19 protein-coding genes and 3 pseudogenes are annotated in these 21,416 nt (G+C 70.8%); 8 read left to right on the top strand and 14 right to left on the bottom strand.

What is annotated here, in order from left to right; genetic code table 11:
* Position 1: 1 nt before the first annotated feature.
* The 10 genes and pseudogenes from AB0D34_RS01345 to AB0D34_RS01300 form a co-directional block, all read right to left on the bottom strand.
* Positions 2–829, bottom strand: coding sequence for a carbohydrate ABC transporter permease (locus AB0D34_RS01345; protein ID WP_362654672.1), 828 nt, complete (start codon positions 827–829; stop codon positions 2–4).
* A complete protein-coding gene (locus tag AB0D34_RS01340) occupies positions 826–1,725 on the bottom strand; it encodes a sugar ABC transporter permease (RefSeq protein ID WP_362654669.1) in 900 nt (299 codons plus the stop codon). Before AB0D34_RS01340 ends, AB0D34_RS01345 begins: the two co-directional genes overlap by 4 nt.
* Positions 1,722–2,954, bottom strand: a complete 1,233-nt coding sequence (locus AB0D34_RS01335; RefSeq protein WP_362654666.1) for a sugar ABC transporter substrate-binding protein — start codon at positions 2,952–2,954, stop codon at positions 1,722–1,724. Before AB0D34_RS01335 ends, AB0D34_RS01340 begins: the two co-directional genes overlap by 4 nt.
* Positions 2,955–2,999: 45 nt before the next feature.
* Positions 3,000–3,944 carry a substrate-binding domain-containing protein gene (locus tag AB0D34_RS01330; RefSeq protein WP_362654663.1) on the bottom strand — a complete coding sequence of 315 codons (945 nt, stop codon included), beginning with the start codon at positions 3,942–3,944 and terminating at the stop codon, positions 3,000–3,002.
* A 2-nt stretch (positions 3,945–3,946) separates the two neighbouring features.
* Positions 3,947–6,580, bottom strand: coding sequence for a SpoIIE family protein phosphatase (locus AB0D34_RS01325; RefSeq protein ID WP_362654660.1), 2,634 nt, complete (start codon positions 6,578–6,580; stop codon positions 3,947–3,949).
* A 122-nt stretch (positions 6,581–6,702) separates the two neighbouring features.
* A pseudogene (locus tag AB0D34_RS01320) lies at positions 6,703–7,428 on the bottom strand (amidohydrolase family protein); the annotation flags it as partial.
* A gap of 191 nt (positions 7,429–7,619) precedes the next feature.
* Complete coding sequence (locus tag AB0D34_RS01315; RefSeq protein WP_362654657.1) at positions 7,620–8,219, bottom strand: hypothetical protein; 600 nt, start codon at positions 8,217–8,219, stop codon at positions 7,620–7,622.
* Between the two features lie 165 nt (positions 8,220–8,384).
* Positions 8,385–9,713: an enolase C-terminal domain-like protein gene (locus AB0D34_RS01310; RefSeq protein WP_362654654.1), complete on the bottom strand. Its 1,329-nt coding sequence runs from the start codon at positions 9,711–9,713 to the stop codon at positions 8,385–8,387.
* A 33-nt stretch (positions 9,714–9,746) separates the two neighbouring features.
* Positions 9,747–11,084, bottom strand: coding sequence for a gluconate:H+ symporter (locus AB0D34_RS01305; RefSeq protein WP_362654651.1), 1,338 nt, complete (start codon positions 11,082–11,084; stop codon positions 9,747–9,749).
* A gap of 205 nt (positions 11,085–11,289) precedes the next feature.
* Positions 11,290–12,057, bottom strand: a complete 768-nt coding sequence (locus AB0D34_RS01300; protein WP_362654648.1) for a sulfite exporter TauE/SafE family protein — start codon at positions 12,055–12,057, stop codon at positions 11,290–11,292.
* Positions 12,058–12,273: 216 nt separating this feature from the next.
* Between AB0D34_RS01300 and AB0D34_RS01295 the strand changes: the two are divergent.
* Positions 12,274–12,675: pseudogene (locus AB0D34_RS01295) on the top strand (sugar ABC transporter ATP-binding protein); the annotation flags it as partial.
* A 180-nt stretch (positions 12,676–12,855) separates the two neighbouring features.
* On the opposite strand, the gene AB0D34_RS01290 reads toward AB0D34_RS01295, so the two are convergent.
* Positions 12,856–13,776, bottom strand: coding sequence for an AraC family transcriptional regulator (locus tag AB0D34_RS01290; protein ID WP_362654645.1), 921 nt, complete (start codon positions 13,774–13,776; stop codon positions 12,856–12,858).
* A 332-nt stretch (positions 13,777–14,108) separates the two neighbouring features.
* Here AB0D34_RS01290 and AB0D34_RS01285 point away from each other — a divergent pair, with 332 nt between their 5' ends.
* The 3 genes from AB0D34_RS01285 to AB0D34_RS01275 all read left to right on the top strand — a co-directional run bounded on the left by AB0D34_RS01285 (position 14,109) and on the right by AB0D34_RS01275 (position 16,346).
* Positions 14,109–15,278, top strand: coding sequence for an MFS transporter (locus AB0D34_RS01285; protein WP_362654642.1), 1,170 nt, complete (start codon positions 14,109–14,111; stop codon positions 15,276–15,278).
* Positions 15,279–15,456: 178 nt separating this feature from the next.
* A complete protein-coding gene (locus AB0D34_RS01280; RefSeq protein WP_362654639.1) occupies positions 15,457–15,963 on the top strand; it encodes an ATP-binding protein in 507 nt (168 codons plus the stop codon).
* Entirely contained in the window at positions 15,960–16,346 is a 387-nt protein-coding gene (locus tag AB0D34_RS01275) for a LuxR C-terminal-related transcriptional regulator (protein ID WP_362654636.1), read from the top strand. The genes AB0D34_RS01280 and AB0D34_RS01275 overlap by 4 nt, the downstream gene beginning before the upstream one ends.
* Positions 16,347–16,357: 11 nt before the next feature.
* On the opposite strand, the gene AB0D34_RS01270 is transcribed toward AB0D34_RS01275, so the two are convergent.
* On the bottom strand, positions 16,358–16,873 hold the full coding sequence (locus AB0D34_RS01270; RefSeq protein WP_362654633.1) for a GNAT family N-acetyltransferase: 516 nt from the start codon (positions 16,871–16,873) through the stop codon (positions 16,358–16,360).
* Between the two features lie 40 nt (positions 16,874–16,913).
* Positions 16,914–17,609, bottom strand: a complete 696-nt coding sequence (locus tag AB0D34_RS01265) for a type 1 glutamine amidotransferase domain-containing protein (protein ID WP_362654630.1) — start codon at positions 17,607–17,609, stop codon at positions 16,914–16,916.
* A gap of 43 nt (positions 17,610–17,652) precedes the next feature.
* On the opposite strand from AB0D34_RS01265, the pseudogene AB0D34_RS01260 reads away from it, so the two are divergent.
* The 3 genes and pseudogenes from AB0D34_RS01260 to AB0D34_RS01250 all read left to right on the top strand — a co-directional run.
* Positions 17,653–17,751, top strand: a pseudogene (locus tag AB0D34_RS01260) (LysR family transcriptional regulator); the annotation flags it as partial.
* 134 nt (positions 17,752–17,885) lie between these two features.
* Positions 17,886–18,620: a maleylpyruvate isomerase family mycothiol-dependent enzyme gene (locus AB0D34_RS01255; protein WP_362654627.1), complete on the top strand. Its 735-nt coding sequence runs from the start codon at positions 17,886–17,888 to the stop codon at positions 18,618–18,620.
* Between the two features lie 34 nt (positions 18,621–18,654).
* Positions 18,655–19,425, top strand: coding sequence for a DUF5995 family protein (locus AB0D34_RS01250; protein ID WP_362654624.1), 771 nt, complete (start codon positions 18,655–18,657; stop codon positions 19,423–19,425).
* A 12-nt stretch (positions 19,426–19,437) separates the two neighbouring features.
* Here AB0D34_RS01250 and AB0D34_RS01245 read toward each other — a convergent pair whose 3' ends face one another.
* A complete protein-coding gene (locus tag AB0D34_RS01245) occupies positions 19,438–19,818 on the bottom strand; it encodes a MarR family transcriptional regulator (RefSeq protein ID WP_362654621.1) in 381 nt (126 codons plus the stop codon).
* Between the two features lie 86 nt (positions 19,819–19,904).
* Here AB0D34_RS01245 and AB0D34_RS01240 point away from each other — a divergent pair, with 86 nt between their 5' ends.
* Positions 19,905–21,392 (top strand): MFS transporter, encoded by a 1,488-nt coding sequence (locus AB0D34_RS01240; protein ID WP_362654619.1) that lies wholly within the window; start codon positions 19,905–19,907, stop codon positions 21,390–21,392.
* The last annotated feature ends 24 nt before the right edge of the window (positions 21,393–21,416 follow it).

Genomic DNA, 21,416 nt, shown 5'->3' with positions numbered 1-21,416 from the left:
TTCAGCCCCTCACGCTGCCCGCGGTGAGCCCGCCGACGATGAACCGCTGGAAGAGGGCGAAGACGCAGACCACCGGGATGCTGATGAGGGTGGCGGTGGCCATCAGGGCGCCCCAGGACGTCCCGTGCTGCCCGATGAAGGCGTTCAGCAGGACGGTGACGGGCTGGACCTCCGGTCCCTGGGCGAGCGTGAGGCCGAACAGGAACTCGCCCCAGCCGATCAGGAAGGACAGTCCGGCAGCCGCGACCACGCCGGGCAGCATCAGCGGCAGGACGACCCTCAGCAGCACACCGGGCAGTCCGCAGCCGTCGACCAGGGCCGCCTCCTCCAGTTCCGGGGAGACAGCACGCATGACCGGGCGCAGCACGATCACCGTGAAGGGCAGGGTGAGGGTGGTGTCGGCCGCGATCAGGCCCAGGTAGGTGTCGGTGAGCCCGGCCCGGCGTTCGAGGATGAACAGCGGGGCCGCCAGCACGATGGCGGGCGGGAGCTGGGCGACGAGGAGCGCGAGCACCATCGCGCCCGAGCCGCGCATCCGGACCCGGGCGAGCGCGTAGGCGAGCGGCACACCGAGCAGCAGGGTGAGAGCGACCACCCCGCTGGAGATGACGAGGCTGTTGAGCAGGGCTCGGGTCAGTCCCTCGTAGCCCCACGCCGTCGCGTAGTTCTCGCCGGTGACGGGGCGGGGCACCCACTGCGGGTCCGGCGCCTGGATGCGGTCCGGCCGGGTGAGGCTGGTCTTCACCATCCAGTACACCGGCAGCAGGAAGAGGGCGGTGACCGCCGTGGCGGCCGCGGTCAGCAGCCAGGGGTGGCGTGGAGTTCTCATACGGCGCCACCCGCCGGCTCTTCCTCGCGCCGCAGCCGTCGGACGTACCACACGCCGACGAGCAGCGGTACGACGAGCAGCAGCAGGCCCGCCGCCGCGCCCTGGCCGAACCGGAAGAACGTGAAGAAGACCTCGTAGACGTAGAGGGAGAGCACGCGGGTGGCGTCGACCGGGCCGCCGCCCGTCATCACGAAGACGAGGTCGAAGACCTTGAAGGTGTAGAGAAGGCCGAGGAGGAGGACGGTCACCGAGACCGGTCGCATCAGCGGGAGGGTGATGTGGCGGAAGCGCTGCCAGGCACTCGCCCCGTCGATGGCCGCGGCCTCGTGGAGTTGGGGATCGATGGTGTGCAGTCCCACCAGGAGGAGCAGCATGTTGAAGGGCACGCCGACCCAGACGTTGGCGAAGATCACCCCTGCCATCGAGGTGGACGGGTCGGTGAGCCAGTCGTGGGACAGGCCGACCGGCTCCAGCAGGGCGTTGTAGGCGCCGGACTCCGCGTCCAGCATCCAGCGGAACAGGGTGCCACTGACCACCGGGGGCAGCAGCCAGGCCACCAACAGGAGTGAGCGCAGCAGGCCGTTGAAGGGGAACGGGCGGGCGAAGAGCAGGGCCAGGGCGAAGCCGATCGTGAACTGGAGCAGCAGCGAGCCCAGGGTGAAGACCAGGGAGAGGCGTACCGAGTGCCAGAAGGCGGGGTCGTCGACCACGGTCCGGTAGTTGTCCAGTCCGTTGAACTGCTCGCCCTCGCCGAGGAGTTGACCCAGGTCGACCTCGTGGACGGAGGTCCACACGGTGTAGCAGAGGGGGTAGGCCAGGAAGAGGACGAGGAAGGTCAGGCCCGGCAGGCAGAAGAGGTAGCCGGTGCGGCGGCGGCGCGCGGAGGGCTGTCTCATTGCCGGCCCAGCGCCTTGTCGATCTTCGTGGCCGCCGTCCTGGCCGCGGCGGACGGCGACGTGGATCCGGCGAGCACGGCCTGCTCGGCCTCCGCGACGGCCTGCGAGGCCTCGGCGTAGTGGGCGCCGTACTGGCGTGGCCGGGCGAGGGGCAGCTGGCTCAGGAAGAGCCGCAGGGCCGGGTCGGAGGCCCAGGTGCCGCGGTCGGCGAGGTCCTTGCGGGCGGGCAGTTCCCCGAAGGCCACCAGGTAGGGCACCAGGACCGAGGGGCGCTGGGTGTACTCCAGGACCTCCCACGCCTTGTCGACGTGCTTGCTGCTCGCCATCACGACCCAGTTCTCGCCGCCCAGGCAGGTGGCGGCCTCCTTGTCGCGAGGCAGGGCGACGACGTTCCAGTCGAAGTCGGCCTTCTTGAGGGTGGGGATCTGCCAGGGGCCGTTGATCTGCATCGCGGCCCGTTGGTTGAGGAAGCGGGTGTTGACGTCCTGCTGGGTCCAGCCCACGCACTGTTCGGACAGGGAGCCCTTGGCGATCAGTTCGTCGAGGAAGGTGAGCGCGGTGGCGCCGTGGGTGCGGAAGCTGTCCAGGTCGCCGCCCGCCTGCCAGAGGAACGGCAGGAACTGGAAGACGCCCTCCTCGGTCTTGATCGCGCTCAGCGCCAGGCCGTAGCGGTTGCCGCTGGTCAGCTTCTGGGCGGCGGCGGCCAGTTCGTCCCAGGTGGTGGGGGGTTCCACGCCGGCGGACTCGAGCAGGCGGGTGTTGCAGTACAGGGCGAGGCAGTTGCTGTTGTTGGGAATGCCGAGGGTCTTTCCGTCGACCTGGCAGCCGGACCACGGGCCCTTGTAGTACTGGTCGGCCTGGCCCCACTTCTCGACTCGGGCGGTGAGGTCGGCGAGCAGACGGCTGCCGCCGAGGGTGTTCATGGAGACGTTGTCGACGATCGCGAGGTCGGGCAGGTCGCCGGAGATCGCGCCGAGGGTGATCTGCCGTTCCAGCTCCGCGAAGGGGAAGCTGCGGCGCTCGATCCGCACGTCGGGGACACCGGCCTCGATGTCCTTGATCAGGCGGTTCATTCCGGGCTGGAAATTGTCCAGGGTGAAGTAGTCCCACCAGCGCAGGGTGACCGGGCCCGACTTGGACGAGCTGCACGAGGTCAGACCGAGGGCGGCGGCGGCCGCCGCCGCGCCGGAGACACGCAGGAAGCCACGGCGGTCGACGGGGTACGACATGGTCTGCTCCCAGAGGTTCGGTGATCGGGCACAGAAACCGACGTATCAGAAATCCAGGTCGATATCGGGGAAATCGGGGAGGTCGGATTCGGGTTCCGAGCCCGGCACCGGCCGGCAGGGCCCCGTGCTGGCGCGCAGGGTGATCAGGGGTTTCAGCAGGACGTGCCGGGGAGGCGAGTCCGGTGAGCGCAGTCGTCGCATCATCAGGTCGACGGCGACCCGGCTCATCTCCTTGGCGGGAATCTCGGCCGCGGTGAGCGGCGGGTTCACCTGTTCGGCCCAGGGGCTGGCCGCGACGCCGACCACGGAGAAGTCGCGCGGCACGCTGCGGCCGTGCCGGGTGAGTCCGCGGTAGACGCCCTCCAGCGCTGCTTCGTTCAGGGTGACCAGCGAGGTCGTCGCCGGGTCGTCGGCCAGGATGCGTTCCAGGACCCCCTCTCCCGAGGCGAGGTCGTCGCCGCAGAGGTAGGCGTGCGGGGTGAGGAGCAGTTTCTTCATCTGCTCGGTGTAGCCCTCGTCGCCGAGCCGGGCGAAGCCGTAGCCGCTGTTGAACAGCTGCTCGGAACGGTTGACGAAGGCGATCCTGCGGTGGCCGAGGTCGGCGAGGTGCTGGACGCAGCCACCGGCCAGACCGGCGAAGTCCAGGTCGACCCAACCGGCCACGTCGGCCCGGTGGTTGCGGCCGATGGCCACGAAGGGGAAGCCTGCCTCGGCGAGTTGCTCGACGCGGTCGTCCTCGCGGCGGATCTCCATGACGATCACGCCGTCCACCCGACGGTCGTCGACCATCCGCGGGAACGAGGGATCGTCGTGGCTGCCCGCGGGCGCGAGCAGCAGGTCGTAGCCGTGCTCGGCGGCGGCCTCGGCCACTCCGCCGACGAAGGCGAGCTGCATGGTGGTGTAGTCACCGAGGCGCCCGGCGGGCGGGTAGAGGAGACCCAGCGTGTGCGTGCCACCGCTGGAGTAGTCGCTTCCGATGTGCTGTGCCATGGTCAGCCGGCCGGGAGGGACTGTTCGGCCCAGATGGTCTTGCCGAAGGGGGTCTGGCGGGTGCCCCAGCCCTGGGTGAGCTGGGCGACCATGTGCAGTCCGCGGCCGCCTTCGTCGTAGGTGCGGGCGCGGCGCAGATGCGGGGCGGTGCTGCTGGCGTCGGAGACCTCGCAGATCAGGGTCCGGTCGCGGATCAGCCGGAGGCCGATCGGTACGGCGCCGTAGCGGATGGCGTTGGTGACCAGCTCGCTCACCACCAGCTCGGTGACGAACGCCGCCTCCTCCAGGCCCCAGGCGGTGAGCTGGCGGGTGGCCTGGGCGCGGGCGTCGGCCACGACCGCCGGGTCGGAGGGCAGGGACCAGGCGGCGACCTGGTCGGCGTGCAGGGCGCGGGTGCGGGCGAGGAGCAGGGCCACGTCGTCGGCGGGGCCGGCGGGCAGCAGGGCTTTGAGGATCGTGTCGCAGGTGGCTTCCAGGGAGGTGACGGGGCCGGTGACGGCCTCGCAGAGCCGGTCGAGGCCGAGGCCCAGGTCACGGTCGCGCGCCTCGACCAGTCCGTCGGTGCAGAAGGCCAGCAGACTGCCCTCGGGCAGTTCCAGCTCGGTGCACTCGAAGGGCAGCCCGCCGATGCCGAGCAACGGCCCCGGGCTCAGCTCGACCACACGGGCCGTGCCGTCGGGGAGCAGGACGACGGGTGGGACATGGCCCGCGCTGGCGAAGGTGCACACGCGGGAGACCGGGTCGTAGACGGCGTACAGGCAGGTCGCGCCGATCTCGCCGCTGACGAGGTACGGCTCGTCGGGGGCGTTGTCCTGCTTGTCCGTGGCGAGATGGGTGACCAGGTCGTCGAGGTGGGTGAGGAGTTCGTCCGGGGGCAGGTCTACGTCGGCGAGGGTGCGGACCGCGGTGCGCAGGCGGCCCATGGTGGCGGAGGCATGGATGCCGTGGCCGACCACGTCCCCGACGACCAGGGCGACACGGGTGCCCGACAGCGGTACGACGTCGAACCAGTCGCCGCCGACGCCGGCACCTGTCCCGGCGGGCAGATAGCGGTACGCCACCTCGACGGCCGCCTGTCTGGGCAGGTCCCGGGGCAGCAGGCTGCGCTGGAGGGTGAGGGCGTTGGTGCGCTCACGGGTGTAGCGGCGGGCGTTGTCGACGCCGACCGCGGCCCGCCCTGCGAGTTCCTCGGCGAGGATCAGGTCGTCCGGCTCGAAGGGCGGGGAGCCGCCGAGTCGGGCGAAGACCGCGACGCCGAGGGTGATGCCCCGGGCGCGCAGGGGGGTGGCCATGACGGAGTGGAATCCGTACTCCTCGTTGCGGGCGGTACGGGTCTCGTGCCCGGCGATCCAGCGGGCGAAGTCGGGGTCGTCCGCGCCGCTGAGCACGGGTTTCCCGTCGGCGAGGCAGCGGGCGGGCGGTGAGAACGGCGGGTAGGTGTCCATCCCGCCGAGGTCGACGGCCGCCTCGGGGACATCCTCGCCCTCGGCACCGGACTGGTGGGCGACCCTGCGGAGCACCACGGCCGCGTCGACCGGTCCCGGTACGGGTTCGTCGCCGCGCAGTACGGAGTCGAGCAGATCCACGCTGACGAAGTCGGCGAGCCGTGGGACGGCGAGGTCGGCGAGCTCCTGGGCGGTGCGGCTTACGTTCAGGGTGGTGCCGATACGGGTGCCGGCCTCCTGGAGCAGCACCAGCCGCTGCCGGGCCGCGTGCTGGTCACTGCTGTCGAACGCGGCGGTGCCCACACCGACGACCTCCCCGGTGGCGGGGTCCCGGACGGGCCACAGCTCGATGACCCACGCACGGTGGCGGACGGCGGTGGGGCTGGCGTCGGGTGCGCTGGAGGGCTCCGGGGCCAGGCACTCGTAGCGCATCGGGGCACCTTCTTCGGCGACCCGACGGACACAGCGGAGGAAGCCTTCGTCACCGGGGGCGGGGGCTCGCTGCTCGGTTCCTGTGCCTGTGCCTGTGCCTGTGCCTGTGCCTGTGCCTGTGCGAGTGTCGTCGTCGGGGGCTCCGGTCCCAACGGTCCGCGCCGAGCCCGCCTCGGGAGCCCTACCCGGCCCTGTCCCGGCGCCTCGCACCTCTCCGGAGTCCGCCCCCCGCGCACCGCCGGCCCCTGCGGTCTGCCCTCGTCCGGCCCTGACAGCCTGCTCGGTCCCGCCTGCCGACCGCCGCTCCCCGCCGCCCTCCGCCACCGCGTTCCGCCGCCAGGAGTCGGAGGCCACGGTGTGGGTCGAGAGGGCGATGGAGGCCTGGTCGAACGCCCACTCGACCATGCCGGGGTCGGAGTCAGTGGTCACGGCCACGACGAAGGCCTGGGGGGTGCCGTCGGCGCCGAGTGACGGCTGGGCGTGCAGGGTCGCTTCGAGGCGGTGGCCGTCCCGGTGCCGTAGTGCCGCCGTGCCCCGCCATTCCTGGGTCCCGGTGAGGGAGAGCCCGGTCGCCTCGGGAGCTCCCTCACCGAGGAGCAGATCGGTCGCGGCCCGTCCTACGACCTCCGGGGCGCGGTGACCCAGCAGTCGCCGGGCGCCCTCGCTCCATCCCGTGACCGTGCCGTCCAGGCTGAGGGTGACCGTCGCGACCTCGGCTGACCACCCGCAGTGACCGTTTCCTTGATCGAAAGTGGCCATTCTTGCTCTATTCGCGCGGTGAGGTGCCTCAGACCCAGAGTGCGCGCCACGCAGGAATCGGACAAGTCAGATCCAAGAGCCCGTAGGCCAGCTGGCGTCAGACCCGCATCCCCGCGTCTCTTTCACAGCGCGGTCCCCGGATCGCAGCATCCCTCACGCCGCAGCTGCCGGCTCACTCCGAGCCATTCCTCGTCGGACGACCCATCGGGCGACGCATCGGGGGACGCGTCGGCCCGCCGTACGGGGTCGAAGGCGCCCACGAGATCCGCCTGCTCGAAGAGCACATCCCCGCGCAGTGCCGCCGCCGTGCGGATCAGGTTGTCGAAGTCGGTGAAGGGATCACCGTCCACCACCGTGAGATCGGCGAGCTTGCCCTCCTCCAGGGTGCCCAGGTCGGCGTCCGCGCCGGACACACGGGCGGGCAGGACGGTGGCGGTGCGCAGGGCCTCGGCCGGTGCGAGCCCGCCTCGATGCGGTGCCCGCAGGGCGAGAGGCAGATGCAGACCGACCGGTACCAGCGGCTGGTCCGTGCCGAGCGCCACGTAGCCGCCGTCGGCCAGGATCCGCCGGTAGACGGCCAACTCGCGGTCGAGCGTTGCCAGTTGGGCAGACGTGGACGGCTGCCCCGCCTGCTGGCGGACGAGCGCGGTGTCCCACGGAGGCATCAGGGTGGTGACACGGCGGTCCTCGGCGAGCGCGGGATCCGCTCCGAGCAGGGCGAGCGCCGTGAACGGGGTGGCGACGAGGTGGAAGCCCGCCCTGGTGCAGATCTCCTGGACGTCCTGGTAGGCGCGGCCTGCGGCGGAGGTGGCGTGCCCGAACTCCAGGCGCCGCGTGGCCTGCAGATGACCCGGTCCGTTCTCCCGCCGCAGATTCCTCCAGGCCGCCACAGGCGGCTTGCGGGTCGTGGACGTCCAAGGGAGCTCCCAGTGCGGGCGGGTGATGTGCCGGACAGCAAGGGCCCTTCCCCGCGGGGCCGGTCTTGCGCTCGAACACCGTGTCCGGGAGCGGAGGCCGCCCCCGGACTCCAACCCTCACATCACAGACCGTCACGCACCATCGCGGCGACGATCTGCACATGCCGGTCGGCCGCCGTACCGGAGAACTCGTTGTCGTAGTTCAGGCCGTAGGGCCAGAAGTGGCCGCCGCCGGTGGACAGTTTGGCGGACGAGCCGTCGAACTGCCGGACCAGCGCGGTGGCTTGGGCCCCGGTCCAGGTGCCGCTGCCGCCGAGGGAGGACCAGCCCGCGCTCGTGCCCACGCCGATGGTGTGGGCGATCTCGTGCAGCGCGGTCCGCTCGGTCATGTAACTGCGGTTGCTGCCGAAGCGGATGGTCCCGTTGAGGTTGCCGTCCGCGGTGGGCACGCTCGTGTCGTAGCGGACGGTGATGGACTTCCCCAGGTCGCTGAGGTTGTTGTAGCGGGCCACCGCGGCGTTCATCGCCGAGGTGATCAGCGTGTACGCCGACTGCTGGTCCGCGGTCGGGTTGGCGGCCCGTTCCAGGGTCCAGGTGATGGTGGCCGCCGCGACCTGTTCCCGGGGCACGGGAGCGGGAGGCGGGGCGGCCTGGGCGACGCCGGGACAGGCCAGGAGCAGGGCTGCGAGCGCGGCGACGACCGCGCCCTTTCGTGGGTTCATGTGGGGTCCTCTTGTGGGGGTGGATCCGGGGTGGATCCCGTGGGGGGAGTCGAGGCATGAACGGGAAAGCGCTTTCCAAGTTTCCCGGATGTTAATGAGGTGTCTTGACCATGTCAACAACTCCGGCATCCCCTCGGCGCCGGACCTTCGCAGCCTGCCCCCGGTTCACCGCACCAGACAGGGACGCTTGGCGTCGAAGCTCCAGCCCTCGATCAGGTACTGCATCCCGGCGGCATCGTCACGGCCCGCCGAGGCGACCTGCTCGTGCAGTTCCTCCGCGGCCCGAAGCCGGTCCCGGTCCAGCCGGACCCCGAGCCCCGGCGTGTCCGGTACGGCGACCTCGCCGCCGGTGATCCGGGGCGGCTCGACGGTGAGCCGTTCCAGCCCCTCCTGCCAGATCCAGTGGGTGTCGAGGGCGTTGTACTCGCCCGGGGCCGCGGCTCCGCAGTGCGCCATCATCGCCAGGGAGATGTCGAAGTGGTTGTTGGAGTGACAGCCCCAGGTCAGCCCCATGGCGTTGCACAGCTGGGCCACCCGCACCGATCCCTGCATGGTCCAGAAGTGCGGGTCGGCGAGCGGGATGGACACCGACTGCAGGGCGAGGGCGTGGGTCAGTTGCCGCCAGTCCGTGGCGATCATGTTGGTCGCGGTGGGCAGCCCGGTGGCCCGGCGGAACTCCGCGAGGATCTCACGGCCGGAGTAGCCCCCTTCCGCACCGCACGGGTCCTCGGCGTAGGCGAGCGTGCCGACGAGCGGACGGCACAGCTCGACGGCCTCCCGCAGGGACCAGGCGCCGTTCGGATCGAGGGTGATCCGTGCCTGCGGGAACCTCTTCTTGAGCGCGTGTACGGCCTTCACCTCCTCGCCGCCCGGCAGGACACCGCCCTTGAGCTTGAAGTCGCGGAAGCCGTAGTGGTCGTAGGTGGTCTCGGCCTGGCGGACGATCGCCTCGGGGGTCAGCGCCTCCTCGCGCCGGACGCGGTACCACTCGGCCTCGGCGCCGGGTTCACGTACGTAGTCGAGGTCGGTGCGGTCCGGGTCGCCGACGTAGAAGAGGTAGCCGAGAACCCGTACGGAGTCACGCTGCTTGCCGTCGCCGAGCAGGGCGGCCACGGGGACGTCGAGGTGCTGTCCGAGCAGGTCGAGAAGGGCCGACTCGACGGCGGTGACCGCGTGGACGGTCGTACGGAGATCGAAGGTCTGGGCGCCGCGGCCGCCCGAGTCGCGGTCGGCGAAGGTGTCCTGGATCGTGCGCAGCACGTGCTTGTAGTCGCCGACACGGGCGCCGACGACGAGTCGCTCGGCGTCGCGCAGGGTCTGCGTGATGCCGTCGCCGCCCGGCACCTCTCCCAGGCCGGTGCGTCCTTCGGAGTCCTCCAGGACGACGACGTTCCGGGTGAAGTAGGGGGCGTGCGCGCCGGAGAGGTTGAGGAGCATGGAGTCGCGGCCGGCGACCGGGTGGACGGAGAACTTGGTGACGACGGGCTGGCTCATGGTGGGCCGGTGTCCTTCTGATGAGGTGGAGGGTCAGACGTTCAGGGCGTCCAGTGCCTGTTCGAGGACCAGTACACCGCCGAGGCCCAGGATCGCGAGCACCGTCGTGTACGTGGTCCGTGCCTTGATCGCGTCGATGACCGACAGGTTGAAGTACTCCTTGAACATCCAGAAGCCCGGGTCGTTGACGTGCGAGAAGGCGATCGAGCCGCAGGAGACGGCGAGGACCATCACCTCTGCGTGCACCCCGCTGCCGGCGAGCAGCGGCAATGCCACGCCGGAGGCGGTGACCACGGCGACGGTCGCGGAGCCGAGGGCCACGCGAAGGATCGCCGCGATCAGCCAGGCCAGGATGATCGGCGAGATGGACCAGCCGTCGGTCGCGTCCTTGATGTAGTCGGATATCCCGCCCTCGACGAGGACGTTCTTGAAGGCACCGCCCGCGCCGATCACCAGCAGGATCATCGCCATCGCCTGGGCGGCCTCCTTGCACGAGGTGCTGACCTCGGCCAGGCTGCGCCCCATCCGGGGGCCGAACGCCCACACGGCGACGAGGAGCGTCAGCAGCAGGGCGATCGGCGCGGAGCCGATGAAGGCGACGAAGTGCAGCCCGGCGTTGTCCCCGGAGGCGGCCAGGTCGGTCACCGCGGCGCCGGCGATCAGCACGACGGGCAGCAGGGCAACCGCCAACGACCATGCCATGCCCGGCATTTCCTCGTCCTCGAAGACCCGGTCGCTGACCAGGCCCTTCGGGATCTCGGGGTTCATCCTGCGCACGAACGGCAGGCGCGGCCACAGCAGGGCGATGAACGCGCCGACCGGGATCGCGATGAACAGGCCGTAGAACAGGGTCAGTCCGACGGAGGCGTGGAAGGTCGCGGCCACGGCGGTGGGGCCCGGGTGAGGCGGCAGGAAGCTGTGCATGGTGGACAGGGCGATCGACATCGGCAGCCCCACCCAGAGGAGGTTCGCCCGGGTGACCCGGACCAGGGTGAAGGCGACCGGGACGATGATGACGAAGGCGACCTCGTAGAACATGGTCACACCGATGAGCATCGCGGAGAGCACCATGGCGACCTGCACCCAGCGCGGGCCGCACACGTCGAGGAGCTTCCCGGCGATCCTCTGGGCGGCGCCGGAGTCCCCCATCACCCGGCCGACCATGGCGCCGAGGCCGATGGTGAGCATCGTGTCGCCGATCTGGTCGCCGATGCCCTCGGAGAGGATGTCCGGGATCTCCTCCAGACCGATGCCCTGGACCAGTGCCACACCCACGGCGACCAGGAGGAGGGCGGCGAAGCCGTTCAGTCTCAGCTTCGTCATCAGGAAGAGCAGGACGAGCACACTGATCCCGACCACCACGAGCGGCATGCGTTCTCCTTTGAACGATCGTCACCCCACTGAACGGAGTCCCCATACAGAGACGCCGTCTACATATGAAGACGGAGGTTAGGTGTATGAGTCACCGGGGGTCAATGGGTTTGCGCGAATCAACTGGCGAACCACGTATGTCCCCGCACCCGGATGCAGCGGCGCGTCGGCTGCGGCACCGTCGTGGCCGGTCACGTTCCGGGAGTCAACTGCCCTGCCACCACAGGGAGATCGCCAGGACCAGGCCCGCCAGAGCGATGGCGATCCGTAGCGGCTTCTCGGGGAGGCGGCGTACGAGGACCGGGCCGATGCGACTGCCCACGAGGCACCCCAGGCCGAGTGCGACCGCGGCGCTCCAGTGGACGGGAGCCAGGAAGGCGTAGGCGACCGCGGCGGTGATGTTGGCGGCACCGGTGGCGATGTTCTTCACCGCGTTGGTGACGCGCAGGGGCTCGTTCGCGGACAGGGACAGCACCGCCAGCATCAGGACACCTGCCGCGGCGCCGAAGTAGCCGCCATAAAGGCCGACCAGGAGGACCGCGGCGGCCAGGGGGAGCTTCGCGCGCGGACCGCCGTCGGTGAGTCGCGTGTGGGTGTCGGCCAGTCGGCGCAGGGGTTCGCGCACCAGGATGAGCACCGAGCCCAGCGCGATCAGCCAGGGCACGACGCGGCTGAACGCCGAGGCCGGGGTGCCGAGCAGCAGCGCCGCGCCGACAGAGCCGCCCGCCGCCGCGAGGATCGCGAGCCGGACCAGCCGGCTCCGCTGACCGCGCAACTCCTCACGCGAACCGGCCGCGGTTCCCGCGGTGTTGGCGAACAGAGCCACCGTGTTGGTCACGTTGGCGGCCACCGGAGGGAGCCCCGCGGCCAGCAGCGCCGGATAGCTGAACAGCGAGGCCAGCCCCGCGATCGAACCGGCCAGGCCGGAGGCGACACCGGCGATGGCGAGCAGTAGTGCGGAACCAGGACCCACGCGGACTTCCCTTCGGTACGAATGCCTCATTCTCCGTAAGTGCTCTCCCATATGAAAACACTGTCTACATAGGGAGACCGCAAGTCACCTAGACTTCCTTGGCCATGGAGACGTTCACGGTTCGACGTGGCGATGCGACCATCCCTGTGACGGTGTCCGGCGACGGGCCGCCGGCGGTCTTCGTGCCAGGGCTCAGCACCACTCAGGCCGACCTCGGAGTGTGTCGCGATCGCCCGTGCCGTCTACTTCGGCGCCCGCGTGCTGATCCTCGACGAGCCGACCGCCGCGCTGGGTGTCAAGCAGTCCGGTGTCGTCCTCAAGTACGTGGCCGCCGCCCGCGACCGCGGGCTCGGGGTCATCTTCATCACCCACAACCCGCACCACGCCTACATGGTCGGCGACCACTTCAGCGTGCTGCGCCTGGGCACCATGGAACTGTCCGCCTCCCGCGAGCAGATCACCCTGGAGGAGCTGACCAACCACATGGCGGGCGGCGCCGAACTCGCCGCCCCCAAGCACGAGTTGTCCCAGGTCCGCGGTGTCGACACCGAAGCCCTCCCCGAAGAGGACGCCCTCACCGCACCCGTGGCGAACGCAGGCGGCACCTCACCGGCCTGACCGCAAGAAGGCGTCCGTTACGGCGTCGTCGGCCGCAGGCCTCGATACGCCGCCGGAACCAGCGGCCTCCGACCGCGCACGACCATGACCCCCTCACCGGTGTCTTCGGTCCGCGCTGTCCGGCCGGTCGGACGGTCCCCCGCGCCATCCGACCGGCCATCGGCCGTACAGGCGGGAACGCTATCGGGCGGCCGCCGACGCGGTATTGGAAGAATTTGCACTCCCGGAGAGCGCCACCGCGCCTTCCACCCGACGCGCGGCGACCATGCGGCCGGGCGTGGTACCCGCGATGGCCCGGAACTCCCGGTTCAGGTGGGCCTGGTCGTAGAAGCCGCAGACCGTGGAGATCTCGGTCAGACTCGCGGCCCCGCTGCCGAGCAGTGCCACGGCTCGGCGGAAGCGCAGCACCCGGGCGGACGCCTTGGGAGTGAGCCCGATCTGCTGGGTGAACCGCCGGATCAAGTACCCCTGACTCCAGCCCACTTCGGCGGCGATCCCGGCGATCGGGATCGCACCCGCGCTGCCGGAGAGCAACTGCCAGGCGTGGTCGACCTCGGGCGAGGGTTCCGGACCGTGGCCGAGACGGTCGAGGAGCGCCGCGTCCAGCAGGTCGAACCGGGCCGCCCAGTCGCGGGTGGCCGCCAGCCGCTCCACCAGGAATCCGGCCTCGGGGCCCAGCACGTCCCGGATCTCGACGGCCAGGTTCGTCAACTCCCCCATCGGCAGGCCGAACAGCCGGTAGGCGCCCAGGGGCGTGAACTCCACCCGGATCGCCTCCTGGCCGCCGGGATGCGTACAGATCGCGGGCCGGTCCTCCATCCCCACCACCAGGGACCCGATGCTCCCGCTGCCCCCACCCGGCATTCCAAGGCGCCGGACCTGCGAGAAGGGCTCCGCGAGGCTGATCAGCAGGGTCGCCCGTCCGGTCGGCACCAGCCGCACCTCGTACGGTGTGGGCATGGCTTCCCAGTATCCGACGTAGCTGCGTAAGTACGGCCGCAGGCCTGGATGCCAGGGCCGCGTGACCCGCCACAGCCCGCCGAGCCGCGCCACCCGCACCGCGCCCGTCCCAGCCGTGCCGTCACGTGCGCCAAGAACCACCAAGAGGCTCCCCTCACCCCCGAGGGACCACCCTGAACCGACCGGTTGCCGGTCCCGCCGCGCCCTCGCCGTGCGTCCGGCGAGGCGGCCGATCGTTCCGCCCGTTTCCCAGTATCCCCACCGCCGCTTCCGGCTCACCGGTCCCGAAGTGAAGACGAGTGCAGATCCGATGAGGGTTCCGAGCCCGAAGCGCGAGTCCCACCGTGCACGGCGCGATCCGCTCTGATCCTTTGCAGCCACCTCCCGCTCACTCGAACGCCCTTGCCGACAACCGAGCACACACCTACCCTGCTTTTGTGCCGCTAATAAACAAACCCTGGACGCACAACGCCGTGCGCGACGACCACAGCGATCTCACCCGGCTCCGCATCGCCCTCACCGTGTTCTTCGCCCTCGACGGCTTCATCTTCGCCGGGTGGGTCGTCCGCATCCCCGCGATCAAGGAACAGACCGGCGCCTCCGCCAGCGCCCTCGGCCTCGCCCTGCTGGGTGTCTCGGCCGGCGCGGTGATCACCATGATGCTGACCGGCCGCCTGTGCCGCCGCTACGGCACCCACCAGGTCACCGTCGTCTGCGCCGTACTGCTCTCCCTCAGCGTCGCGCTGCCACCCCTCACCCACTCCGCGGTGGCACTCGGCGCCGTGCTGCTCGTCTTCGGCGCCGCGTACGGCAGCATCAACGTGGCGTTCAACAGCGCGGCGGTCGATCTCGTGGGCGCCCTGCGCCGGCCCGTCATGCCGAGCTTCCACGCCGCCTTCAGCCTCGGCGGCATGGTCGGCGCCGGGCTCGGCGGGCTGGTCGCCGGAAGCATCTCCCCCATGCGGCACCTGCTCGGCCTCACCGCGATCGGTCTGCTGGTCACCCTCCTCGCCGGCCGGACCCTGCTGCGCATCAGGACCCCGGCCCCCGCGGAGCCCTCCACCGAGCAGAAGCCCGCGCCCCGCCGCCTGGACAGCCGCACCCGCGGTCTCGTCGTCACCTTCGGCCTGATCGCCCTGTGCACGGCCTACGGCGAGGGCGCCCTGGCCGACTGGAGCGCCCTGCACCTGGAGCACGACCTCGACGCCACCCCCGGTGTCGCGGCGGTCGGCTACTCCTGCTTCGCGCTCGCCATGACCATCGGCCGGCTGACCGGCACCAAGCTGCTCGAACGCCTTGGCCAGACCCGCACGCTCGTGGGCGGCGGCGCCACCGCCGCGCTCGGCATGCTGCTCGGCGCCCTGGCCCCCACCGTATGGGCGGTGCTGCTCGGATTCATGATCACCGGGCTGGGTCTCGCGAACCTCTTCCCCGTCGCCGTCGAGCGTGCGGGCAGGCTGGCCGGACCGGACGGGGTCGCCATCGCCTCCACCCTCGGCTACGGCGGCATGCTCCTGGGCCCGCCCGCCATCGGCTTCATGGCCGACTGGTTCTCCCTCCCCGCCGCGCTCACGAGCGTCGCCGCGCTCGCCGCCACGGCCGCGGCCATCGCCCTGCTGACCCGACGCGCGGCGACGGCCTGACCCGGACGCGGTGAACGAGGGCAGGCATGCGACGCCTACGGCGCGTTCATGACGTCTGCCCGGAGGTGCCGGTGACTCTCGTGACCTGCGGACGCCCCCGCAAACCCCTGCCGATCACCGTGTTTTGCTTCTGTATGGTTGCCATGACGTTGCCCTGCGAAAAGGGAGAACGGCGCTCATGACCGCGGTGCCCGTACTGGCTGCCGGAGAGCGTCCCGTCGGGCGGGAAGCCGAACTCTCCGTGCTCGCAGGGGCCGTGGAAGCGCTGGCGGACGGCCGCGGCTCGGTCGTGGAGATCACCGGCGAACCGGGCATCGGGAAGACCCGGCTGGCCGTGGCGCTCGTGGAGCTGGCCCTCCGCCGCGGGATTCCCTGCGTCCGCGCGCACACCGTACGCGGGAACACCGTGCCGTTCCAGGTGCTCAGGGATGCCTGGGAGACCCGGCAGACACCTGGCGTGGGGTCGTTCGACCCAAAGAGTGAGCGGCTCACCGAGTGGACCGGGAGCGGTGTCCTGGTGCTGGACGACGTCCACTGGTGCGACCCGGACTCGACAGCGGTGCTCGTGCGCCTCGCACGTTCCATGGTGCCGGTCCGCTCCTGCTCGCCCTCGTCCACCGTCCGGCGCACACGGCACCCGAGCTGCTGGAGGCCTTGGAGGACGGGGTGCGCGCGGGCACGGTGACACGGATCGAACCGGGCCCCCTCGACGCGGAGGCTCGCTCGGTTCACGAAGCCGAGGGCGGGGCGACGGCGCTCGGCCGCCTCGACGCGGCGGAGGCGATCGCGCGAGCCTGCGGCGCCGGGCTCGTGCGGGAACGGGTGGGCCGGCTGCGCTCCGAGTTGTCGGAGGACGGCCGCACCGCGCACCCCGTCGGTCTGCTCAGCGACCGGGAACGGGAGATCGCCGAACTCGCGGCGTCCGGTCTGCGCACCCGCCAGATCGCCGAACGGCTCTTCCTGAGCCCCCGCACGGTGGAGACCCGTCTGTCCCGCGTCTACCGCAAGCTGGACGTGTCCTCCCGGCTCGCCCTGTCCGACGTCCTGAGAACCGCGCCCACGCGCTGACGCCGCGTTCCTCATCCGTTGAGCAGGGTCCAGCGGATCTCACCGTCGTGCCATTCGGCGGTGGGTGCGAGTCCGGCCGCCGTGGCGACGGCGGCGGACGCCGTGTGGTCGGGGTGGATGTGGGCGACGACCCGCCGCACCCGCTGGCGGCCGAGCCAGTCGACGAGCCCTCGGGCCGCTTCGGCGGCGATACCCCGTCCCTGCCACGGGGTCCCCACCACCCAGGCGATCTCTGCGAAGGGGCCCTCGTCCGGATAGCCGACCGTGGCCTGGACATAGCCCGCAAGGCACGCCTCGGCACGCAGCCGGATCACCCAGTTCAGCCAGGAGACGGCCGGATCGGGAGATCCGGCCGTCAGCCGCTCGTAGCGCGAACGCAGGGCCTGCGGAGAGTCCGGAGTGCCGCCGACAAAGGTGTGGAGGGCCGGATCGGACAGCGCTACAGCCATCTCGTCGGCGTACTCGACACGCAGCGGCAGCAGCTCCAGCCGGCCGGTGGCGATGGTTCGAGCCACCAAGGGGCTCACGTCGTGACCCCTTGCCTCGCCACAGTCCCGCCCCTCCGACTCAGCCCAGCTTCTTCAACAGTTCGACGGCCAGCGGTGCGGAGGACGCCGGGTTCTGTCCGGTCACCAGGTTGCCGTCGACGATGACATGCGGAGCCCACGGCTCGGACTCGTCGACCTGCACGCCGGCCTCGGTCAGTCGGTCCTGGAGCAGCCACTTGGCCTTGTCGGCGAAGCCGGCCTGGGTCTCCTCCGCGTTGGTGAAGGCTGCGATACGGCGCCCGGCGAACGCGTTGGAGCCGTCGTCCTTGGTGGCGGCGAGCAGCGCGGCGGGGGCGTGGCAGACGACACCGAGCGGCTTGCCGCTCTCCAGGGCGAGGGTGAGCAGCCGTCCGGAGGTCTCGTCGACCGCGAGGTCCTCCATCGGCCCGTGGCCGCCGGGGTAGAAGACGGCGGCGTAGTCGTCGAGGCGCACGTCCTCCAGCCGCACCGGGTTCTGGAGTTCGGTGGCCGAGGCGAGCACCCCGGCGATCCGGTCGGCGTTCTCCTGGCCGCCGTTGACCTCGGCGGCGAGGCTGCCCTTGTCCACGGTCGGCACGACACCGCCCGGGGTGGCCACTTCGATCTCGTGGCCCGCGGCCTTGAAGGCCTCGTACGGTGCCACGGCCTCCTCGGCCCAGTAGCCGGTGGGGTGCTGGGTGCCATCCGCCAGGGTCCAGTGGTCGGCGCCGGTCATCACAAACAGGATCTTCGACATGGTGAAACCGTAGTCCCGCCCTGTCACAGAAATCCAACGACGCCGACGCCTGGTACGGCAGCCCGCGGTCACGACGCCCGACCTGAGCGCCGTGAAGGCCGCGGTGCTCGGCGGCACCGGATTCACCGTGCTTCCCCGTTATCCGTAACGGCCCGGCACCTCCGGCAACCCGCAGGTGGCCGCGGCCCGGGACTGGCAGCCCCGCCGAGGTCAGCCCTCGGCGACGAAGTGCTGAAGGTCCGCGAGGAGAGCGGCCCCGTCGGGCACACTCACCCCATGGAGACAGCCGAGTTCATCGAAGTCCTGGAGCGGGAAGGCGAGTTGCTGGCGTCCGCCGCCGAACAGGCCGGGACCGACACCAAGGTACCGACCTGCCCGGACTGGCAGGTGCGGGACCTGCTGCGGCACACGGGGGCGGTGCATCGCTGGGCGACGGCGTTCGTAACCGAGGAACACACCTCGTACCAGCCCTTCGGCGGCGAACCCGCCCTCGACGGCGAGGAGTTGCTGACCTGGTTCCGGTCCGGCCACCGCCGCCTCGTGAACACACTCGTCTCCGCCGCACCCGACGTACAGTGCTGGCACTTCCTGCCCGCGCCGTCACCACTCGCGTTCTGGGCCCGCCGGCAGGCTCATGAGACGACAGTCCACCGCTTCGACGCGGAGACGGCACGCGGCGGCACCCCGGACGAGATCGACCGCCACTTCGCGGCCGACGGCATCGACGAACTGCTCCGCGGTTTCCACGCCCGCACGAGGAGCAGGGTCCGCACCGCCGAGCCCCGGGTGCTGCGGGTGCGGGCGACGGACGCGGACGGCGCGGTGTGGACCGTACGCCTGTCCGAGGACCCGCCGGCGACCGGGTACGGCGCCCCGGGCACCGCCGACTGCGAGGTGTCCGGCCCGGCCGCCCGCCTCTACCTGGCCCTGTGGAACCGCCTGCCGTTCCCCCGCGTGACCGGTGATGTCTCGGTCGCCGGGCTGTGGCGGGAGAAGTCCGCGGTGGGTTAGCCGAGAGAACACCTCATCCGAAAGGGAGTTGGCCATGGCGGCACAGAACATCGACGAGGTCGTGGACGGGCTGGCCGGGATCGTGCGGGAGGCCGGTCGGCACCGTGACCGGGTCGGGTACTTCGCGGCGCTGTACAGACAGGTGACCGTCGAGGTACGCACCGCCATCCACGCCGGGCGGTTCGACGACGGCGCACGGATGGACCGTTTCGACACGCACTTCGGCAACCGCTACTTCGAGGCGTACGACGCCTGGCGTCGGGACCGGAGCGGACCGCGTTGCTGGCGTGAGACGTTCGGACTGCTCGACGACACCGACACGGTCATCGTCCAGCACCTGGTACTCGGCGTGAACGCGCACATCAACCTCGACCTGGCCGTCGCCGCCGCGCGGACCAGTCCCGGCGCGGACATCCACGCCTTGCGGCGCGACTTCCTGCTGATCAACGACATCCTGGCGCGGGTGGTGCTGGAGGTGCAGGACTCGGTCGGCGCTCTGTCGCCCCTCCTGAACCTCCTGGACCGGATCGGAGCCCGCACCGACGAGCGCATCCTCGACTTCAGCGTCCGTCAGTCCCGCGAGGAGGCCTGGTACAACGCCGTCCTGCTGGCCGGCCAGAACGAAGCGGAACGCGCGGCCACCATCGAGCGGCTCGACATCCGGGCCGCCGTCCTCGCCCGCCTGATAGCACGGCCGGGCGCCCTGGCCCGCCCGGCCCTCGAACTGATCCGGAGGACGGAGAGCGACGACATACCGGCCGTCATCACACACCTCGACAACGCGGTGCAGCAACCGGCCGCCTGACCGGGCCGGCGGCTACGACGGCTCCAACATCCGTGTCAGGACCGCGCGTTGCACCGGCAGAGCGTTCCCGTGCAGCGCGCGCCCTTTCGGTGTGAGGGACACCCGAACCCCCCGGCGGTCCTCCGCGCACATCCCACGCTCGACGAGCCCGTCCTTCTCCAGCCGGGCGATCAGCCGGGACAGCGCGCTCTGACTGAGGTGGACCCGCTCGGAGATCTCCTGGACGCGATAGGCGCAGCCGCCGTCGGCGAGGACGTCCAGCACCTCGAAGTCGCTGGCGCACAGTCCGTGTTGATGCAGGGCACGGTCCAGTTCGCACTGCGTGCGCGCGTGCAGTGCCAGGATGTCCCGCCACTGCTCCGCGAGCGCCTGCTCGGGCTTCTTCGCCACCATGCGCGGCACCGTAGCAGAGAAGGCGGATTATTGCATCGGCATTAAATGCATTTGCATTCGATGCATGCGCATGTAGTGTCCTCGCCATGACCTCTCCGCTCACCACCCCCGCGGACCCTTCCTCAGCGGTCCGCTGGACACCCAGGCTCTGGGGCACCCTGCTGGTGCTGTGTGCCGCGATGTTCCTGGACGCGCTGGACGTGTCGATGGTCGGCGTCGCGCTCCCCTCCATCGGCGCCGACCTGGGCCTTTCCACCGCGACCCTGCAATGGATCGTCAGCGGCTACATCCTCGGCTACGGCGGCCTCCTGCTCCTGGGCGGCCGGGCCGCCGACCTGCTGGGCCGGCGCCAGGTCTTCCTGGTGGCGCTCGGCGTCTTCGCGGTCGCCTCGCTGCTCGGCGGCCTCGTCGACTCGGGTCCGCTACTGATCGCCAGCCGCTTCATCAAGGGCCTGAGCGCGGCCTTCACCGCGCCCGCCGGTCTGTCCATCATCACCACGACCTTCGCCGAAGGCCCCCTGCGCAACCGCGCGTTGTCCATCTACACCACCTGCGGCGCCACCGGCTACTCCATGGGTCTGGTCTTCTCCGGCCTGCTCACGGAGGCCAGTTGGCGCTACACCATGCTGCTGCCCGCGCCGGTCGCCCTGATCGCCCTGGTCGTCGGCCTGAAGCTGCTGCCGCGCAGTGAGCGCGAGAAGAGCACCGGCGGCTACGACCTCCCCGGCGCGGTCCTCGGCACCGCCTCGATGCTGCTGCTGGTGTTCACCGTCGTCCAGGCGCCGGAAGCGGGCTGGGGCTCGGTCCGCACCCTCCTGTCCTTCGTCGCCGTGATCGCCCTGCTGACCGCGTTCGTGGCCGTGGAGCGGCGCAGCCCCAGCCCGCTGATCCGGCTCGGCGTACTACGCTCGGGGCCCCAAGTGCGAGCCCAGCTGGGGGCGTTGACCTTCCTCGGCAGCTACATGGGCTTCCAGTTCCTGGTGACCTTCTACATGCAGCAGCTGCTCGGCTGGTCCGCGCTGCACACCGCGCTGGCCTTCCTGCCGGCGGGGGCGCTGGTGGCCCTGTCCGCGACCAAGGTGGGCACGGTCATCGACCGGTTCGGCACCCCGCGCCTGATCGTGGTGGGCTTCGCACTGATGGTCGTCGGCTATCTGCTGTTCCTGCGCATCGACCTGGCCCCGGTCTACGCGTCGGTGATCCTGCCGACCATGCTGCTGGTCGGCGCGGCCTTCGCCCTGACCTTCCCGTCCCTCAACGTCCAGGCCACCAACGGCGTCGACGAACACGAGCAGGGCATGGTCTCGGGGCTGCTCAACACCTCGGTCCAGGTGGGCGGTGCGCTGTTCCTGGCCGTGGTGACGGCGGTCCTGACGGCGAACGCCCCCGCGGAGGGCGCGTCCCCGCAGGCCGTCCTCGACAGCTACCTGCCCGCCCTGACCGTGGTCACCGGGATAGCGGTCGTGGGCCTGCTCATCTCCCTCACGGGACTGCGCGTCCGGCGCCGGCAGCCGACCGTGGTGGTCACCAAGTCCCTCTCCCAGGAGGCGGAGCGCGTACCGGTACGCGACTAGGGGGATCGCCTCCCACCCCCGTGT

Source organism: Streptomyces sp. NPDC048420 (assembly GCF_040651535.1).
GTDB lineage: Bacteria > Actinomycetota > Actinomycetes > Streptomycetales > Streptomycetaceae > Streptomyces.
This window is presented reverse-complemented; position numbering and strand designations above follow the sequence as displayed.